Source organism: Achromobacter sp. HNDS-1 (assembly GCF_040084795.1).
In the GTDB taxonomy this organism is placed as follows: Bacteria; Pseudomonadota; Gammaproteobacteria; order Burkholderiales; family Burkholderiaceae_B; genus Achromobacter; species Achromobacter ruhlandii.
This window is the reverse complement of record NZ_CP157584.1, coordinates 5,094,614-5,111,765: the sequence shown is the minus strand read 5'-3', so window position 1 is coordinate 5,111,765 and position 17,152 is coordinate 5,094,614. Positions and strand designations below refer to the sequence as shown.

Below are 17,152 nucleotides of genomic sequence, written 5' to 3'. Positions count from 1 at the left end.
GCGCCGCCGGAGCGATCGCGCCGACGTGCGTCCGGCGCCCCTGTGTAACAATAGACGATTAGACCTGACTCACCCGCCGCAGGACGAGATTTACGTATGAAATGGCTGATACCCGGGATCTGGCTCGCCGCCATCCTGTTCGCGCACTTCCGTGGCCGCGTCAAGCTGCCGCTGGGCCGGCAATTGCTGGATCACTCGGTGCTGCTGGCGCCGATCAACGCCTTCATGGTGCTGAGCTCGCGCGTGCCGTCGACGCCCTACCTGACCACCAGCGAAATCGCCGAGCTCAAGGTGCTGGACGACAACTGGGAGACGATCCGCGACGAAGCCCTGCAGATGGCCGAGATGCGCCGCATCAAGGCGGCCGACAGCCACAACGACATCGGCTTCAATTCGTTCTTCAAGTACGGCTGGAAACGCTTCTACCTTAAGTGGTATGACGCCCGCCACCCCTCGGCCGAGGAACTGTGCCCCAAGACGGTGGCCATCCTGAAGACGCTGCCCAAGGTCAAGGCGGCCATGTTCGCCGAACTGCCGCCAGGCGGCCAGCTCAATCCGCACCGCGACCCGTTCGCCGGGTCGCTGCGCTACCACCTGGGCCTGGCCACGCCCAACGACGACCGCTGCCACATCATCGTCGACGGCGAAACCTACAGCTGGCGCGACGGCGAAAGCGTGGTGTTCGACGAGACCTACGTGCATGAGGCCTACAACCACACCGACCAGAACCGCATCATCCTGTTCTGCGACGTCGAGCGGCCGCTCAAGTGGGGCTGGGCCGAAGCCTTCAACCGCTGGTTCGGCCGCGTGGTGATGTCGGCGGCCAGCTCGCCCAACGACGGCGGCGACCAGACCGGCGCCATCAACAAGCTGACCCATGCGCACTGGGTCATCGACCAGAAGCGCAAGGCCTTCAAGGCCTGGAACCGCAACGTCTACAAGGCCACCAAGTACGGCCTGATCATCCTGGTGATCGCGGGCTTCATCGCCCTGTGATCGGATCGACCGCGCGGATCGCGCGGTCATCACGCCAGCACGGCGGGCCGTCCGGCCCGCCGCTCCCCACCCTACCCCGCGGCGCGCTCCGGCAAGGTCAACAGGCCGGTGTGGTAGTCGTAGCCGTAGATTTCGCCATAGCGCCCCCATTCCACCGCGATCTTCAGCACGCGCTCGGCTTCGTCGGGCTTGAGGAATTCCTCCAGCGAATCCAGGAAGTTCTTTTCCGGCAACTCGCCGGCAGGCTCCTGCTCCAGGCTGTGGCGAATGTGCGCGGCCAGCGGCACGTGCGCCAGCAGCTGGCGGCCGAAGATGGCCTGCTTCTGGCCCTGGTCGGCCTGCACGTAGCGCTGGCCAAGCGGCGTCAGGAAGATGTCGCCCTTGTCGATCTGGGCCAGGCCGAACAGGCCCAGCGCTTCGCAGGCCGGCAGCAGGTCGTCGTCCGAGATCTCGGCTTCCTCGGCCAGCTTGGGCAGGTCGGCGCGGCCATTGAACGGCGCCTCCGCCAGCACGTCCAGCACGCCCTCCATGCGCTCGACCTCGGTCTGCGGAAAGCGGTAGCCCAGGCCCTGCTGGCGCGGCGTCGGCACGTCGTGCGCCGGGCGCTGCGTCATCAGCGCATAGACCTCGTCGATCAGCGCGCGCACCTGCGGCGAATCGGCGTTGCGCGGCCGCGGCAGGCCGATCTGCACCTGGCTGCGGATGCGGCCGGGGTCGCTGGAGAACACGATGATGCGGTCGGCCATCATGACCGCTTCCTCGATGTTGTGCGAAACGATCAGGATGCCCTTGGTCGAGATGCGGCTCTCGTCCCACAGTTCCAGCATGTCGTCGCGCAGCGTTTCGCCGGTCAGCACGTCCAGGGCCGAGAAGGCTTCGTCCATCAACAGCACGTCCGGGTTCATGACCAGCGCGCGGGCGATGCCGACGCGCTGGCGCATGCCGCCGGACAGCTCGCGCGGCAAGGCGCCGCCGAAACCGCCCAGGCCCATCAGGTCGAGCACCGCATCGGCGCGCCTGGCGCGCTCGGCCGGCGCCACGCCCTGGGCCTCCAGGCCCAGCTCGACGTTCTGCTGCGCGGTCAGCCAGGGAAACAGCGCGAACGACTGGAACACCATGGCGATGCCCGCCGCCGGGCCGTACACCGGCTGGCCGCGGTAGGTGACGGTGCCCTGGTCGGCGTTGACCAGCCCCGCCATGATGCGCAGCAGCGTCGACTTGCCCGAGCCGGACTTGCCCAGCAGGGCCACGATCTCGCCTTCGCGCAACGTGAAGTCCACGTGTTCCAGCACGTGCCGGGCGGTGCCGTCCGCGGCGCGGAACGACTTGCCGACGTCGTGCAGTTCGATCAGGAAATTGGAATTCATGAGGACTCCCTACCGGCCGCGGTCTTCGGCCAGCAAATACAGTTTGCGCCAGAAAAACCGGTTCAGCAGCATGACGAAAATGCTCATGACGCCGATGCCGAGCGCGATGCGGTGGAAATCGCCCTGCTCGGTCATCTGCTTGATGTAGCTGCCCAGGCCATCGGCCACCAGGGAGGTATTGCCCCAGGACACGTACTCGGCCACGATGCTGGCGTTCCAGGAGCCGCCGCTGGCCGTGATGGCGCCGGTGATGAAGCTGGGGAACACCGCCGGCAGGTACACCCGGCGCCATAGCAGCCAGCCCTTCAGGCCGAGGTTGCTGGCGGCCAGGCGCAGTTCGTTCGGAATGGTCGAGGCGCCGGCCACCACGTTGAACAGGATGTACCACTGGGTGCCGAAGATGATCAGCGGGCTGAGCCAGATGTTGGGGTTGAGCTTCAACGCCACCATCACGAACACCACCGCCGGGAACAGCAGGTTGACCGGGAACGCCGCCAGGAACTGCGCCACCGCCTGCACCCGCTGTGAATACTTGGGCCGCAGGCCGATCCAGACCGCGATCGGCACCCAGATCAACGACGCCAGCCCGATCAGCACCATCACCCGCACCAGCGTGATGCCGCCCAGGCCGATCACGTGCAGCACCTCGCTCCAGCCCACCTCCGCGTGCACGAAGACGACCAGTTTGTAGGTGGCCAGCAGCGCGCCGGCGGCCAGCAGCGCATCCCAGACGCGCGTCCAGCGCGGGTCTGGCGCCTTGGCGCGGGCGCGGATCGAGGTGCCGTCGTACGACACGCTGAACCAGCCCAGCGCGCGCCGCATCTGCGCCCAGAACATATTGGACAGCGCCTGCATCCAGCGGCTGCGGCGGGTCCAGTCCAGCAGCCAGGACTGCTGCGCCACGTCGGCCTGCGATTCCTCGAAGCGGAACTTGTCGGCCCAGGCCAGCAGCGGCCGGAAGAACAACTGGTCGTAGAGCAGGATGCCGGCCATCATGGCGCCGATGGCCCAGGCGATGGCGCGGCCGTTCTCGGCGTCGATCGCCACGGCGATGTAGGAGCCGATGCCAGGCAGCTTGATGTCCTGCCCGGCCACCGAGATGGCCTCGGCCGCCACCAGGAAGAACCAGCCGCCGGACATGGACATCATCATGTTCCACAGCAGGCCCGGGGTGGCATACGGCAGTTCCAGGCGCCAGAAGCGCTGCCAGCCGGACAGCCGGAACACGCGCGCGGCCTCGTTCAGTTCGGCCGGCACGGTCCGCATCGACTGGTACAGGCTGAACGCCATGTTCCAGGCCTGCGAGGTGAAGATGGCGAAGATCGCCGCGCACTCGACCCCCAGCAGGTTGCCGGGAAACAGCGCGATGAAGGGCGCGATGGCGATGGCCTGGAACCCCAGGATGGGCACCGACTGGAGGATGTCCAGCATCGGGATCATGGCTTTTTCGGCGGCGCGGAACTTGGCCGCGATGGCCGCGAAGATAAAGCTGAACAGCAGCGAAAAGGCCAGCGCCGTGAACATCCGCAGGATGGTACGCAGCAGGTAATACGGCAGGTAGATCGGATCCAGCGAGATCGGCAGCTCTTCGCCGACGGCGAAGGGACGGCTCATTTGCGAGGCGCCGTAGGCCATCGCGGCCAGCACCACCAGCACCAAGGGAAGAAGCGCCCAGTCCCAGCGATTGGGCGAAGAGCGGGACGACGAGGACGGGCGCGTCCGGGTGCTGAAGAGCTCGAACATGTCGGCAATGCTCCAGGGAGCGGGGTGAAGGCCCGCGCATTGAAGCATAACCAGATGACGCGTCACTGAACAGAAAACGACTGAAATCTGGGTGTAATACGGGACGGCTCAAACCGCCCCGTATTACACCGGTGAAAAGGCCACCGCCCGCGTCGCCCGGCCCCGCAAATCAGCGTTGCAGGGACTCCCAGCTTTTCATCAGGCGCTTGACCGACACCGGCATCGGCGTGCGCAATTCCTGCGCAAACAAGGCCACCCGCAGTTCCTCCAGCAGCCAGCGGAACTCGTCCAGGCGGGGGTCGGGCGCCCCTTTCAGGGCCGAGCGGGCCCGCTGGTACTGGGTCAGGAGCGGCGCCATCTCGGCCACCAGCTTGGCGTCGCGGCCGGGGTCGGCGCGCAGCTTGTCGATGCGCGCCACCGCCGCCTTCAGGTAGCGGGGGAAATGCGACAGCTGGGCGTAGGGGGTGTCGCGGATGAACCACTTGGGCATCAGCGCCCCCAGCTGCTGCTGCAGGTCGGCGTAGGCGGCGGCGTGCGGCTTGGCCTGTGGCAGCTTGCGCTGCAGGGCCGCGTATTCCGTCAGCACCGCGCCCGCCAGGCGCGCCACTTCCTGGGCCAGCAGGCCCAGCCGGCCCTTGCCCTCGGCCCGGCGCGCCTCGAACTGCTGTTCATTGACCGGCCAGGGCTCGGCCAGGCAGGCCTGGCCGAGCGCGCAGTCGATGATCTGGTCGCGCAGTTCCTCCTGCGTGCCCAGTGTCATGTAGAGCATGCTGATTTTGGTCAGGTCGGCCAGGTTCTTTTCCAGGAACTTGACCTGCTCGCGCAGGCCCAGCCGGAACAGCTTGAGCAGGCCGGCGCGGTGCGCCTTGCGCGCCTCGTCCGGGTCGTCGAACACGTCCAGGTCGCAATGCGCGCCGCGATCGACCAGCGCCGGGTAACCGATGACCGATTGGCCGCGGCGCTTGATCTCCATGATTTCCGGCAGCGGGCCAAAGGTCCAGGACGTCAGGTTCTCGTGCGCCAGCGCCTGCGCCACCTGGGTGTCGCTGGCGGCCAGCTGCTGGAAGGTGGCCTGGGCCTGCTTGCCGAACTCGGCGCGCAGCTGCGCCAGGTTGCGGCCGGCGGCCAGCATGCGGCCGTGCTCGTCGACCACGCGGAAGTTCATGAACAGGTGCGCCGGCAGCGTCTCGAGCTTGAAGTCGGCAGCGGCCGGGCGCACCTGCACCTGATCCCACATGTCGGCGATCAGCGCGTCCACCAGGCCGGTCTGCGGGTCGCCCAGGCGCTCGAACCAGCGGTCGTAGAAGCCGGCGGCATAGTCGGGCAGCGGCACGCAGTGGCGGCGCAGCTTCTGCGGCAGCGACTTGAGCAGCAGGTGCACTTTCTCCTTGAGCATGCCGGGCACCAGCCATTCGCAGCGCGCCGGATCGATCTGGTTCAGGGCGAACAGCGGCACCGCCAACGTCACGCCGTCGCGCGGCGAGCCGGGCTCGAAGTGGTAATCGAGCGCCATCGACACGCCCTGCCACTCCACCTTCTTGGGGAAGACGTCGGTGGTGACGCCGGCGGCCTCGTGCCGCATCAGTTCGTCGCGCGTCAGCAGCAGCCTGGCCGCTTCGGCCTTGTCGAGGCCGTTGACCCACTTTTCAAGCGTCGCGGTCTGCGAGATGTCGGCCGGCAGCTGGCGGTCATAGAAGGCGTAGATCAGCTCGTCGTCGACCAGGATGTCTGGGCGGCGGGTCTGGTGTTCCAGCTTTTCGATGCCGGCGATCAGCTTGCGGTTGTGGGCCACGAAGGCCAGGCGCGTGTCGATCTCGCCCGGCACCAGCGCCTGGCGGATGAACAGTTCGCGCGCCTCGCGCGGATGGACCCGGCCGTACTGGATGCGGCGGCCGCTGTAGATGGTCAGGCCGTAGAGCGTGGCGCGTTCGTTGGCCACCACCTGGCCGGCCTTCTTTTCCCAGCGCGGGTCGGACCAGTTCTTGCGGATCAGGTGGGCGCCGACCTTTTCCAGCCAGACCGGGTCGATGCGCGCCACGCAGCGCGCGTACAGGCGGGTGGTCTCGACCAGTTCGGCGGCGACGATCCAGCGCCCGGCCTTCTTCACCAGGCGCGAGCCCGGATGGATGTGGAAGCGGATCTCGCGGGCGCCCTGGTAATGGCCGCCCTCGTCGCTCTTGAAGCCGATGTTGCCCAACAGGCCCGACAGCAGCGCCATGTGCAACTGCTCGTAGGTGGCCTCGACCTGATTGACGCGCCAGCCCTGCTCGCCCACCAGGGCGGCCAGCTGGGTGTGGACGTCGTGCCATTCGCGCAGCCGGATGGGCGACAGGAAGTTCTGCCGCAGCAGGCCCACCAGCTTGCGCTGCGAGGCCTTGTGCTGCACCTGCTCGCCGTACCAGCGCCACAGCTTGAGGAAGGAAATGAATTCGGACTTGTCGTCGGCGAACTTGGCGTGCGCGGCCTCGGCCGCCTCGCGCTCCTGCATGGGGCGGTCGCGCGCGTCCTGCACCGACAGCGCCGAGGCGATGATCAGCATTTCCGCCAGGCACTGGTGCTCGCGCGCGGCCAGGATCATGCGGCCGATGCGCGGGTCCACCGGCAGCTTGGCCAGTTCGTGGCCGGTGCGGGTCAGGACGAACGAGGCGCCGGTGCGGCTGGCGTCGTCGCCGTCGTCGGCCGCGGCCAGCTCGATCGCGCCCAGCTCCTGCAGCAGGTGGTAGCCGTCGGCCACCGCGCGCCCGGGCGGGGCCTCGACGAACGGGAACTGCTCGATGTCGTCCAGCTTGAGCGACTTCATCCGCAGGATCACGGACGCCAGCGAGGAACGCAGCACCTCGGGGTCGGTGAAGGCGGCGCGGGCGTTGAAGTCGGCTTCGTCGTAGAGGCGGATGCAAAGGCCCGGGCCGACGCGGCCGCAACGGCCGGCGCGCTGGTTGGCCGAGGCGCGGCTGACCGGCTCGATGCGCAGTTGCTCGACCTTGTTGCGCCAGGAATAGCGCTTGACGCGCGCCAGGCCGCTATCGACCACGAAGCGGATGCCGGGCACCGTCAGCGAGGTTTCCGCCACGTTGGTGGCCAGCACGATGCGGCGCGCGTTGCCGCGCGGATGGAAGATCTGTTCCTGCTCGGCCTGCGACAGGCGCGCGTACAGCGGCAGCACCTCGGTGCCGGCCGGGTGGCGCTTGCGCAGCGCCTCGGCCGATTCGCGGATCTCGCGCTCGCCGGGTAGGAACACCAGCACGTCGCCGGGGCCGTGGCGGGCGCACTCGTCGACCGCGTCGACGATGGCGTCGATCAGGTCGCGTTCCTCGTCGCCCGACATGCGCTCGCGGTCGCGGCCCGGCTTGGCCGGCGCGGCGTCTTCTTCGGCTTCCTCGCGCACCGGCCGGTAGCGCACCTCGACCGGGTACAGCCGGCCCGAGACCTCGATCACCGGCGCCGGCTTGTCCTCGGACGCGGCGAAATGGCGGGCGAAGCGCTCGGCGTCGATGGTGGCCGAGGTGATGATGACTTTCAGGTCGGGGCGGCGCGGCAGCAGCTGCTTCAGATAGCCCAGCAGGAAGTCGATGTTCAGGCTGCGTTCGTGCGCCTCGTCGATGATGATGGTGTCGTAGCGGCGCAGCAGCGGGTCACGCTGCGACTCCGCCAGCAGGATGCCGTCGGTCATCAGCTTGATCGACGCATTGGGGCCGGTGCGATCGTTGAAGCGCACCTGGTAGCCCACCACCTCGCCCATCGGCGTGTTCAGCTCCTCGGCGATGCGCTTGGCCACCGAGGTGGCGGCCAGCCGCCGCGGCTGGGTGTGGCCGATCATCTTCTGGCGGCCGCGGCCCAGTTCCAGGCAGATCTTGGGCAGCTGGGTGGTCTTGCCCGAGCCGGTCTCGCCGCTGACGATGACCACCTGGTGGCCGGCGATGGCGCGCGCGATTTCCTGGCGCCGCGCGCTGACGGGCAGGTCCTCGGGGTAGGTCACGGCGGGAATGGGCCGCTCGGGGCGGGGCGCCTGGCGCGCCGCCGGGGCCGCGGCGTCGGCGCGCGGCTTGCCCGGGGCCCGGGTCGGCCCGTCGGCCTGTACGGGCGGCCGCGGGCGGGAAGATTCTGGCATGTACGATTTGTCCGGTTAGCTGCCTATTATATAAACGCCGCGCGGCCATATAATTTCGCCACGCCGTCCCGTGACGGCGCGTTGACGCGGCCCCGGGGCCGCGTTGTTGCCACTCTCAGGAATTGCCCCGCCCATCATGCCCGACCTGGAACCAGACACCGTCTCCGCCCTTGAAGCCCCCGAATTCGCCCCTGCCCAGTTCGTCCGATGGTTCCGAGACGTCGCGCCCTACGTGCATGCGTTCCGAGGCAAGACCTTCGTGGTGGCGTTTGGCGGTGAGTTGGTGCAGGCCGGGGCGCTGAACGCGCTGGTGCAGGACCTGTCGCTGCTGTCGTCGCTGGGCATCCGCCTGGTGCTGGTGCACGGCTCGCGCCCCCAGGTCAATGAACAGCTGCGCCTGAAGGGCTTCACCCAGCAATTCGACCGCGGCCTGGCGCCCACCGACGCCGCCGCGCTGGAATGCGCCAAGGAAGCCGCCGGCGAGATCCGCCTGGACATCGAGGCCGCCTTCAGCCAGGGCCTGCCCAACACGCCGATGTCGCACGCGCACATCCGTGTCATTTCGGGCAATTTCGTCACCGCCCGCCCCACCGGCGTGCTCGACGGGGTGGACTACAAGCACACCGGCCAGGTGCGCAAGATCGACGTCGACGCGCTCAAGTTCGCCATCGAGAAGGGTTCGTCGGTGGTGCTGCTGTCGCCGCTGGGTTTCTCACCCACCGGCGACGCCTTCAACCTGGCCATGGAAGACCTGGCCACCAGCGTGGCGGTGGCGCTGCGCGCCGAAAAGCTGATCTTCCTGTCCAGCGAACAGGGCGTGCTGAACGAAGACGGCTCGGTCGACACCGAGCTGGCCCGGGTCGACGCCGACGCGCTGCTGGCGGCCGGCTCGCTGGACGAGGAAACCGGCGCCTACCTGCAATACGCGTCGCTGGCGGTCAAGCGCGGCGTGGCCCGCGCCCACCTGGTGCCGTTCTCGCTGGACGGCAGCGTGCTGCTGGAAATCTTCACCCACGATGGCGTCGGCACCATGGTGGTCGAAGACACGCTGGACGACCTGCGCCCGGCTACGCTGGATGACGTCGGCGCCATCCTCAGCCTGATCGAGCCGCTGGAAGCCGACGGCACGCTGGTGCCGCGCCCACGCAGCGTGATCGAGCGCGACGTCGAGAACTTCACCGTGCTCGAGCACGACGGCGTGATCTACGGTTGCGCGACGCTGCACAACTTCCCCGAGGATCACATGGCCGAGATGGCCTGCCTGATCGTGCACCCCGAATGGCAGGGGTCCGGCGAGGGCGAGATCCTGCTGCGCCACATGGAATCGCGCGCCCGCGCCAGCGGCGCCAAGCGGCTGTTCGTGCTGACCACCCGCACTTCGCACTGGTTCATGAAGCGCGGCTTCGTGCAGGGCGGCATCACCGACCTGCCGCGCGAAAAGCAGAACAACTACAACCGCTCGCGCAACAGCCTGGTGTTCATCAAGAAGCTGTGATGCGGGCCCGCCCCCGCGGTTTTTTGGGGGCCCTACCCGCAGTGCCCGCAGGGGCTTGGCGGCCTTGTGGCGCCAAGCCCGCTAAAATGGCGCATTACCCATTCTTTCCGGCAGCGAACCATGGCCCGTACCGTCAACTGTGTGAAATTGAAGCGTGAAGCCGAAGGGCTCGATTTTCCGCCCTACCCCGGCGAACTCGGCACCCGCATCTGGCAGAGCATTTCCAAGGAAGCTTGGGAAGAGTGGAAGCAGGTGCAGACCCGCCTGGTCAACGAAAACCGCCTGAACCTGGCCGACGCCCGCGCCCGCAAGTACCTGCAACAGCAGATGGAACGCTTCCTGTTCGAGGACGGCAGCGTCGAAGCCCAGGGCTACGTTCCGCCCTCGGCCTGATGCCGCCGCGCCGCCATGCGCGGCACGCCTGCGAAGCCCCTCGTCCGCGAGGGGCTTCTTGCTTCTGGCCGGCCGCCGTGGCGCCGCCCGGGCCTGGCTTAAGATTCCGTCATTGCTGGCCGTATTAACGCTGTCATGAAAGAAGATCCGAGTTCCGCCTCTTCCTCCGACCTGCCCCGGACCATCCGGCGCGCGCTGGCGGTTGCCCCCGATCGCAAGCACGGCACGCTCAACGACGTGCGCCATGTCGTCATCCTGATGCAGGAAAACCGGTCCTTCGACCACTATTTCGGCGGCCTGGCGGGGGTGCGCGGCTTTGCCGACCCGCATCCGGCGCCCACCAAGGCCGGCGACGTCCTGACACAAGCCGACGGCGCCGAGCGCGCGCGGCCCTATGCGCTGCAGGGCGAGTACGCCAGCGACACGCCCGTGGGCTACATCACCCCGCATACCTGGGACGACGCCCAGCGCGCCTGGAACGATGGCCGCATGGACCAATGGCTGGTCGCCAAGCGCCGCCTCGGCATGGGCGCCTACCGCCCGGCCGAGGTGCCATTCCAGACGGCGCTGGCCAACGCCTTCACGCTGTGCGACGCCTACCACTGCTCGATCCAGGCAGGCACCAATCCGAACCGGCTGTTCCTGTGGACCGGCACCAACGACCCGCTGGGCCGCGCGGGCGGCCCGGCATTGGTCAACACTTTCGACCGCCTTGGGCCGGCCGACCAGGGCTACGGCTGGACCACCTACCCGGAACGCCTGCAGGCCGCCGGCATCGACTGGCGCATCTACCAGGACATGGCGGACAACTTCCACGACAATCCGCTCGCCGGCTTCCGCCAGTACCGCCGCCAGCACGATGCCGGCGGCGCCGACGCGCCGCTGCGCGACCGGGGCCTGTCCACCCACACCCTGGACGACCTGGCGCGCGACGTGGAACAGGGCGCGCTGCCGCAGGTCTCCTGGATCATCGCCCCCGCCGCCGACTCCGAACATCCCGAGGTCTCGTCGCCGCGCCAGGGCGGCGCCTACACCGAACGCGTGCTCGATATCCTGACGCGCAACCCGGCCGTCTGGAGCGGCTGCGTGTTCCTGGTCACCTACGACGAGAACGACTGCTTTTTCGACCACATGCCGCCGCCCGCCCCCCCGGCGCGCGACGCCGATGGCCGCTCGGGCGGCCTGTCCACCGTGGAACTGGACGGTGAATACCACGACACGCGCCACGGCCCCAGCGCGGCCACGCCGGACGATCCCCCGGCGCTGCATGGTCGCGCCTTCGGCATGGGTCCGCGCGTGCCGATGCTGGTGGTATCCCCCTGGAGCCGTGGGGGATGGGTCAATTCGCAGGTGTTCGACCACACCTCGGTGATCCGCTTTCTCGAAGCCCGCTTCGGCGTGGCCGAACCCAACATCAGCGCCTGGCGCCGCGCCGTGGCCGGCGACCTGACCTCTGCCTTCGATTTCGCCGGCGACCGCGCCGCGCTGCACGCCGACAGCGTGCGCCACGCCTGCGCCCTGCCCTATGCGCTGGAGGCCGTGGGCCGCATGACCGCCGACGGTGAACACTACCGCCTGACCTTCCGCAACCCCGGCACCGTGGGCGCGGTGCTGCATGTGTACGACCGCCTCGCGCTCGAGCGCGCCCCGCGCCGCTACACCATCGGCGCCGGCGCGCGGCTGGACGACGGCTGGCGCCTGGATGCCGAGGGCGCCTACGACCTGTGGCTGCTCGGCCCGGACGGCTTTCATCGGCGTTTTCGCGGCGACGCGCGGGATGCCGGCCTGCTGGAGGCGCAACTGGTGCCGGTAAGCTCGGGCGTACGCCTGCGGCTCGTCAACCACGGCGACACGCCCCTGCCCGTGCAGGTCGAATCGCGCATGGGCGATGGCTGGCGCGCCATGGCCCACGTGCAGGCCGGTGGCGCGCTGGAACTGAAGTACGCCGGCTGCGAGGGCTGGTACGACCTGGAGGTCGGTGCCCAAGGCCTGCCGGCCTTCGGCCGTCGCCTGGCTGGCCGCATCAACGCGGGCAAGTCCGGCGTGCCGGATCCACGGCTGTGCCAGGGCGCCGAACTGCCGCTGTAGGCGCACGCGCAACGAAAAACCCCAAGCGCCGAGGCGTCTTGGGGTTTTTTTGTTGCCTGACGGCGGGCAACCGGGCGGCCGCGGCGATCAGTCGTCCTGTTCGGGGGTGTCTTCTTCGCCGCGCGCCAGGCGCTCGGTGTTCTTGACGCCGGTGTGGCGCACGTCGGCGCCCTTGACCATGTAGATCACGCGTTCGGACATGTTCTTGGCATGGTCGCCGATGCGTTCGAGCGCGCGGGCGATGAAGATCATGTCGATGGCGCGCGAGATCGTGCGCGGATCTTCGATCATGTAGGTGATCAGATGGCGCAGCGCCCCCTTCCATTCCTTGTCCACTTCCTTGTCGCTGCGCACGACGGCGGCAGCCAGGATGGGATCGAGACGGGCGAAGGCGTCCAGCGCCTGGTGCAGCATGGTGCGCACGTTCGAGGCCATGTGGCGCAGCTCGATCACCGGGATGTGACGGACTTCCGATTCGTGGATGCGACGCGCCACCGTGGCCACTTTCTCGGCCTCGTCGCCGGAGCGTTCCATGTCGGTCAGCATCTTCGACACGGCCATCAGCATGCGCAGGTCGATGGCGGTGGGCTGGTGGCGGGCGAGGATGCGGCTGATGCTTTCGTCGATCTCCACTTCGTGGCGATTGACTTCCTTTTCGCGTTCGCGCACCTTTTCAACCAGCGTCAGGTCGCCGCTGGCCAGCGCGTCGATGGCCTCCTGGATCATGGCCTCGACCACGCCGCCCATTTGCAAGAATTGCGAACGGACGCTTTCCAGATCAGCGTCGAACTGCTTGTTTGTATGCTCCGTCATCCGGGCTCCCTGCGTGGTTGGTCTCATTGCATTGCCCCGATATGAAAGCGTTTCAATCAAGTATGGGCCTGCACAACCGGCAAGGTTATGACCCAAGTGTGACAGGATTATGAATCGCGGCCGGAGCGCCCGCAAGCGCGCGCGATCCGGCCCCTGGACGCACTCAGGCGCGGCGATCGAGGCGGCGGATGCCGCCCTGGGTGGCCAGCAGCGCCACGTCGGCGCCGGCGATGGCGAACAGGCCGCAGGTGACCACGCCCGGCAGGTTGTTGATGCGGGCTTCCAGGCCGGTGGCGTCGGTGATCGACAGGCCGGAGACGTCCAGGATGATGTTGCCGTTGTCGGTCACGAAGCCTTCGCGCAAGCGCGGCTGGCCGCCCATGGCCGTCATGGCGCGGGCCACCGCTTCACGCGCCATCGGGATGACCTCGATCGGCAGCGGGAACTTGCCCATGACATCGACCAGCTTGGATTCGTCGGCAATGCAGATGAAGCGGTCGGCCACCGAAGCCACGATCTTCTCGCGCGTCAGCGCGCCGCCGCCGCCCTTGATCATGTGCAGGTTGGCGTCGATCTCGTCGGCGCCGTCGACGTAGATCGGCATCGACGTCACGTCGTTCAGGTCCAGCACCTTCAGGCCATGGCCGGCCAGGCGCGCGGCGCTGCGCTCGGAACTGGCCACGGTGCCAGCGATCCGCCCCTTGAAACGCGCCAGGCCGTCGATGAAGAGATCGGCCGTGGAACCGGTGCCGACGCCGATGATGACATCGGGTCCGGCGACCTGTTCAACCAGTTCCAGGGCCGCGTCGGCGGCTTGTTGCTTGAGTTCTTGTTGCGAGAGCATGGCGGAGTGCGCAAAAAAGGTGGGTGAAGCCGGGAAATTTAGCATGCGGCCGCGGCGGGCCAGGCCCGCGCCAGCACCGCCGCCACGTCGGCGCCGGCCGCCAGCTCGCCGAACACGCCGCCCGCCGCGCCCAGCCGGCTGTGGACAAAGCCTTGCGCCACCGGCTCGGGCGCGTGCCGGATCAGCAGCGCCGCCTGCCACAGGCGCGCCAGGCCGCAGGCAATGCGACGGGCCTGGAACTCGGCCTGGCCCGCATCGGCCAGCAGCGCGCGCCAGCGCGCCAGCGCCGCATCGAATTCCGGGTAGCGGCCGCTGGCGGGCGCGAATTCGCCTTCCAGCGCCGGCAGCGCCTCGGGCTCGCGTTGCAGCGCGCGCAGCACGTCCAGCGCCATGACGTTGCCCGAGCCCTCCCAGATCGAATTGACCGGCGTTTCGCGGTACAGGCGCGGCATCGGGCCTTCTTCAACATAGCCGTTGCCGCCCCAGGCCTCCATGCATTCGGCCACCGCCGCGATCGCGCGCTTGCAGACCCACAGCTTGGCGGCCGGCGTGCCGACCCGCGCCAGGGCGCGCGCGCCGGCGTCGCCGCGCTCGTCCACCGCACGCGCCAGGCGCAGCGCCAGCGCCTGGGCGGCTTCCGACTCCAGCGCGAGGTCGCCCAGCACATTGCGCATCAGCGGCTGCGCCAGCAACGGCTTGCCGAAAGCCTGGCGGTGGCAGGCATGGTGCAGCGACTGCACCAGGGCCTGGCGCAGCAACGCGGCGCTGCCCAGCACGCAATCGAGGCGGGTGGTGGCGGCCATCTCCAGCAGCACCGCCAGGCCGCGCCCGGGTTCGCCGACCATGACGCCCCACGCGTCCTCGAACTCGACCTCGGCGCTGGCATTGCTGTGATTGCCCAGCTTGTCCTTCAGGCGCCGGATGCGGACCGCGTTGCGCGGGCCATCCGGAATCCAGCGCGGCACCAGAAAGCAGCTAAGCCCCTCGTCGGTCTGCGCCAGCACCAGATGGGCGTCGGCCTGCGGCACCGAGAAGAACCATTTGTGGCCCACCAGCGAATAGGCGCAACCGCGCCCGATCGCGCCCAGCGGCGCGGCGCGTGTCGTGACCGCGCGCAGGTCGGAGCCGCCCTGCTTCTCGGTCAGGCCCATGCCGATCAGCGCGCCGCGCTTGCCGGCCAGCGGCGCGTCGGCGCCGTCGAATTCGCGCGAATAGAGCGCGGGCAGCCAGTCGCCGGTGTAGTCGATCACGCCCGCCGGCTCGCGTTGCAGCAAAGGCACGGCGGCAAAGGTCATGGTGGTGGGACACAGCGTGCCGGCTTCGACCTGGCCCTGCATCAGGTAGGCCGCCGCACGCGCCACCTGCGCGCCCGGCACCGGCTGGGCCCAGGCGCGGCTGTGCAGGCCGCGCGCCACGATGCCGCTCATCAACAATTGCCAGGCGGGATGGAAATCGACGTGGTCGATGCGATGGCCGGTCCGGTCATAGGCCTGCAGGCGCGGCGGATAGCGGTTGGCATCGACGCCGGCGGCCAGGGTCTGGGCGCGGCCGAGCCAGGCCCCATGGGCGCCGAGGTCGCCGAGCCAGGCGCCGGCGCCCTCGCGGACCGCCGCCTCGCGCAACGCCGGGTCGGTCTCGAACAGCGAATAGTCCTCCAGGGGCGGGACCTGGTTGAGTACGGTGTGGGTCACGAACGACGGCATGCTGGCTCCTCTTCGTTGATGCGCCGTGCACCTCGGCGCGCCCCGCCCGCGGGCCTATCTGGCGATGGGCGCCACCCGCTGCCAGGGCCGCAGGGCCTCGACCTGGGCGGCCAGTTCCAGCAGCCAGGCCTCGCTGCCCAGCGGGCCCATGACCTGGATGCCGATCGGCAGGCCGTCGGCCGACAGGCCGAACGGAATGGAAATGGCGGGCATGCCCGTCAGGTTGGCCAGGGGCGCGAACGGCGAATAGCCGATCACGCCCTTCTTGCCCAGGCGATAGGCCAGATAATCGGCGTTGTCCATCGCATAGCGGCCGATGGGCGCCGGCGGTTGCGCCAGCACCGGCGACAGGAACAGGTCGTGGCCCTGCGTGCCCTCGCGATGCAGGAAGCGGCCGATGCGGCGCGTGATCTCGTGGCAGGTATCGACGCAAGCCACGTACTGCGCGCCGGAAATCGCGCGGGCGTACTCGCGCGCGCCCAGCGTGGTCGGCTGCAATTCGTCCGCGGCAAGGCGACGATTGCGCGCGCCGACGAAGCTGTCGATGGCATTGGCGGCGGCGCTGGCGATCAGCGGCAGCATCGGCGACAGCACCTCCTCGGAACCCACCGGCGGCGCGGCCACCACCAGTTCGTGGCCCAGGCCGGCGAACAGGCGCGCGGCCTCGTCGACCGCCGCCGCGACCTCGGGATGGATCGCCTCGCCTTCGTAGGTGGTGTTGATATAGGCAATGCGGCGGCGCGGCGATGAGCGCGGATCGGCCGACACCCGCGCCACGATGTCGCGATAGGATTCGCCCGGCCTGGCCGGCGCCGCATAGGGCGCGCCAACGTCGGCGCCGGCACTGATATCCAGCGCCGCCGCGCAGTCGCGCACCGACAGCGTCATCATGTGTTCGGTGGCCAGGCCGCCCCAGCCCTCGCCCTTGAGCGGGCCCAGCGGCATCATGCCGCGCGAGGGCTTCAGGCCCAGCACGCCGCAGCACGAGGCCGGGATGCGGATCGAACCGCCGCCGTCGCTGCCGTGGGCGATGCGCACCATGCCGCTGGCCAGCGCCGCGCCCGCGCCGCCGCTGGAGCCGCCAGCGCTGTGCCCGGCCTTCCAGGGGTTCTGGGTGGGCGCGCCGTAGACGGGCGATTCGCTGGTGGGGCTCAGGCCCAGTTCGGCGCTGGTGCTGCGGCCGAACGGGATCAGGCCGGCGCGGCGGTAGCGCTTGACGATCTCGGCATCGACGCTCCATTCCACCTGGCCGTACAGCACCGAGCCCATGGCGCTGGGCAGCCCCAGCGCGGCGGTGCCCAGGTCCTTCAGCAGCGTCGGCACGCCCAGAAACGGACGTTCGCGCAGCAGCGCCAGGCGCTGTGCGGAAGACAGGGTCGCCAGCTCATCGTCGAGCGCGCGCGCCAGGTCCAGGCCGAGTTCGGCACGCACGCCGCAGGCCGCGTTGATCGACGGGTTGCGCGCCGCCACCCGTTCCACCGCCTGCTGCATCGCGGCAAGCGCCGTCGTGGCTCCCTGGGCGATATCGGCGCCCAGCGCCATCGCGTCGAAGGAAGAGGAATCAACTCGGTCAGCCGTGCCCATGCTTACGATGCTCCAGAT

General features: G+C 68.9%; 11 protein-coding genes. 4 read left to right on the top strand and 7 right to left on the bottom strand.

Annotated elements, in window-relative coordinates; all coding sequences use genetic code 11:
* The first annotated feature begins 96 nt into the window (after positions 1–96).
* Entirely contained in the window at positions 97–996 is a 900-nt protein-coding gene (gene lpxO / locus ABFG95_RS23625) for a lipid A hydroxylase LpxO (protein ID WP_049072645.1), read from the top strand.
* Between the two features lie 71 nt (positions 997–1,067).
* On the opposite strand, the gene ABFG95_RS23620 is transcribed toward lpxO, so the two are convergent.
* The 3 genes from ABFG95_RS23620 to hrpA form a co-directional block, all read right to left on the bottom strand.
* Positions 1,068–2,363 carry an AAA-associated domain-containing protein gene (locus tag ABFG95_RS23620; protein ID WP_049072643.1) on the bottom strand — a complete coding sequence of 432 codons (1,296 nt, stop codon included), beginning with the start codon at positions 2,361–2,363 and terminating at the stop codon, positions 1,068–1,070.
* A gap of 9 nt (positions 2,364–2,372) precedes the next feature.
* Positions 2,373–4,106 (bottom strand): ABC transporter permease subunit, encoded by a 1,734-nt coding sequence (locus ABFG95_RS23615; protein WP_336731701.1) that lies wholly within the window; start codon positions 4,104–4,106, stop codon positions 2,373–2,375.
* Between the two features lie 169 nt (positions 4,107–4,275).
* Positions 4,276–8,214, bottom strand: coding sequence for an ATP-dependent RNA helicase HrpA (gene hrpA, locus ABFG95_RS23610; RefSeq protein WP_348994964.1), 3,939 nt, complete (start codon positions 8,212–8,214; stop codon positions 4,276–4,278).
* Between the two features lie 136 nt (positions 8,215–8,350).
* On the opposite strand from hrpA, the gene argA reads away from it, so the two are divergent.
* The 3 genes from argA (at position 8,351) to ABFG95_RS23595 (ending at position 12,190) form a co-directional block, all read left to right on the top strand.
* Positions 8,351–9,709 (top strand): amino-acid N-acetyltransferase, encoded by a 1,359-nt coding sequence (gene argA, locus ABFG95_RS23605; protein ID WP_049072641.1) that lies wholly within the window; start codon positions 8,351–8,353, stop codon positions 9,707–9,709.
* Between the two features lie 120 nt (positions 9,710–9,829).
* Positions 9,830–10,102, top strand: coding sequence for an oxidative damage protection protein (locus tag ABFG95_RS23600; protein WP_006384045.1), 273 nt, complete (start codon positions 9,830–9,832; stop codon positions 10,100–10,102).
* Positions 10,103–10,237: 135 nt separating this feature from the next.
* On the top strand, positions 10,238–12,190 hold the full coding sequence (locus ABFG95_RS23595; RefSeq protein WP_278991944.1) for a phospholipase C, phosphocholine-specific: 1,953 nt from the start codon (positions 10,238–10,240) through the stop codon (positions 12,188–12,190).
* An 87-nt stretch (positions 12,191–12,277) separates the two neighbouring features.
* On the opposite strand, the gene phoU is transcribed toward ABFG95_RS23595, so the two are convergent.
* The 4 genes from phoU to ABFG95_RS23575 all read right to left on the bottom strand — a co-directional run bounded on the left by phoU (position 12,278) and on the right by ABFG95_RS23575 (position 17,134).
* Positions 12,278–13,003: a phosphate signaling complex protein PhoU gene (phoU, locus tag ABFG95_RS23590; protein WP_049072639.1), complete on the bottom strand. Its 726-nt coding sequence runs from the start codon at positions 13,001–13,003 to the stop codon at positions 12,278–12,280.
* A gap of 163 nt (positions 13,004–13,166) precedes the next feature.
* Positions 13,167–13,847 carry a ribose-5-phosphate isomerase RpiA gene (gene rpiA / locus ABFG95_RS23585; RefSeq protein WP_049072638.1) on the bottom strand — a complete coding sequence of 227 codons (681 nt, stop codon included), beginning with the start codon at positions 13,845–13,847 and terminating at the stop codon, positions 13,167–13,169.
* 38 nt (positions 13,848–13,885) lie between these two features.
* Positions 13,886–15,550, bottom strand: a complete 1,665-nt coding sequence (locus ABFG95_RS23580) for an isovaleryl-CoA dehydrogenase (protein WP_059269700.1) — start codon at positions 15,548–15,550, stop codon at positions 13,886–13,888.
* Positions 15,551–15,604: 54 nt separating this feature from the next.
* On the bottom strand, positions 15,605–17,134 hold the full coding sequence (locus ABFG95_RS23575; protein WP_054418333.1) for an amidase: 1,530 nt from the start codon (positions 17,132–17,134) through the stop codon (positions 15,605–15,607).
* Positions 17,135–17,152: the final 18 nt, after the last annotated feature.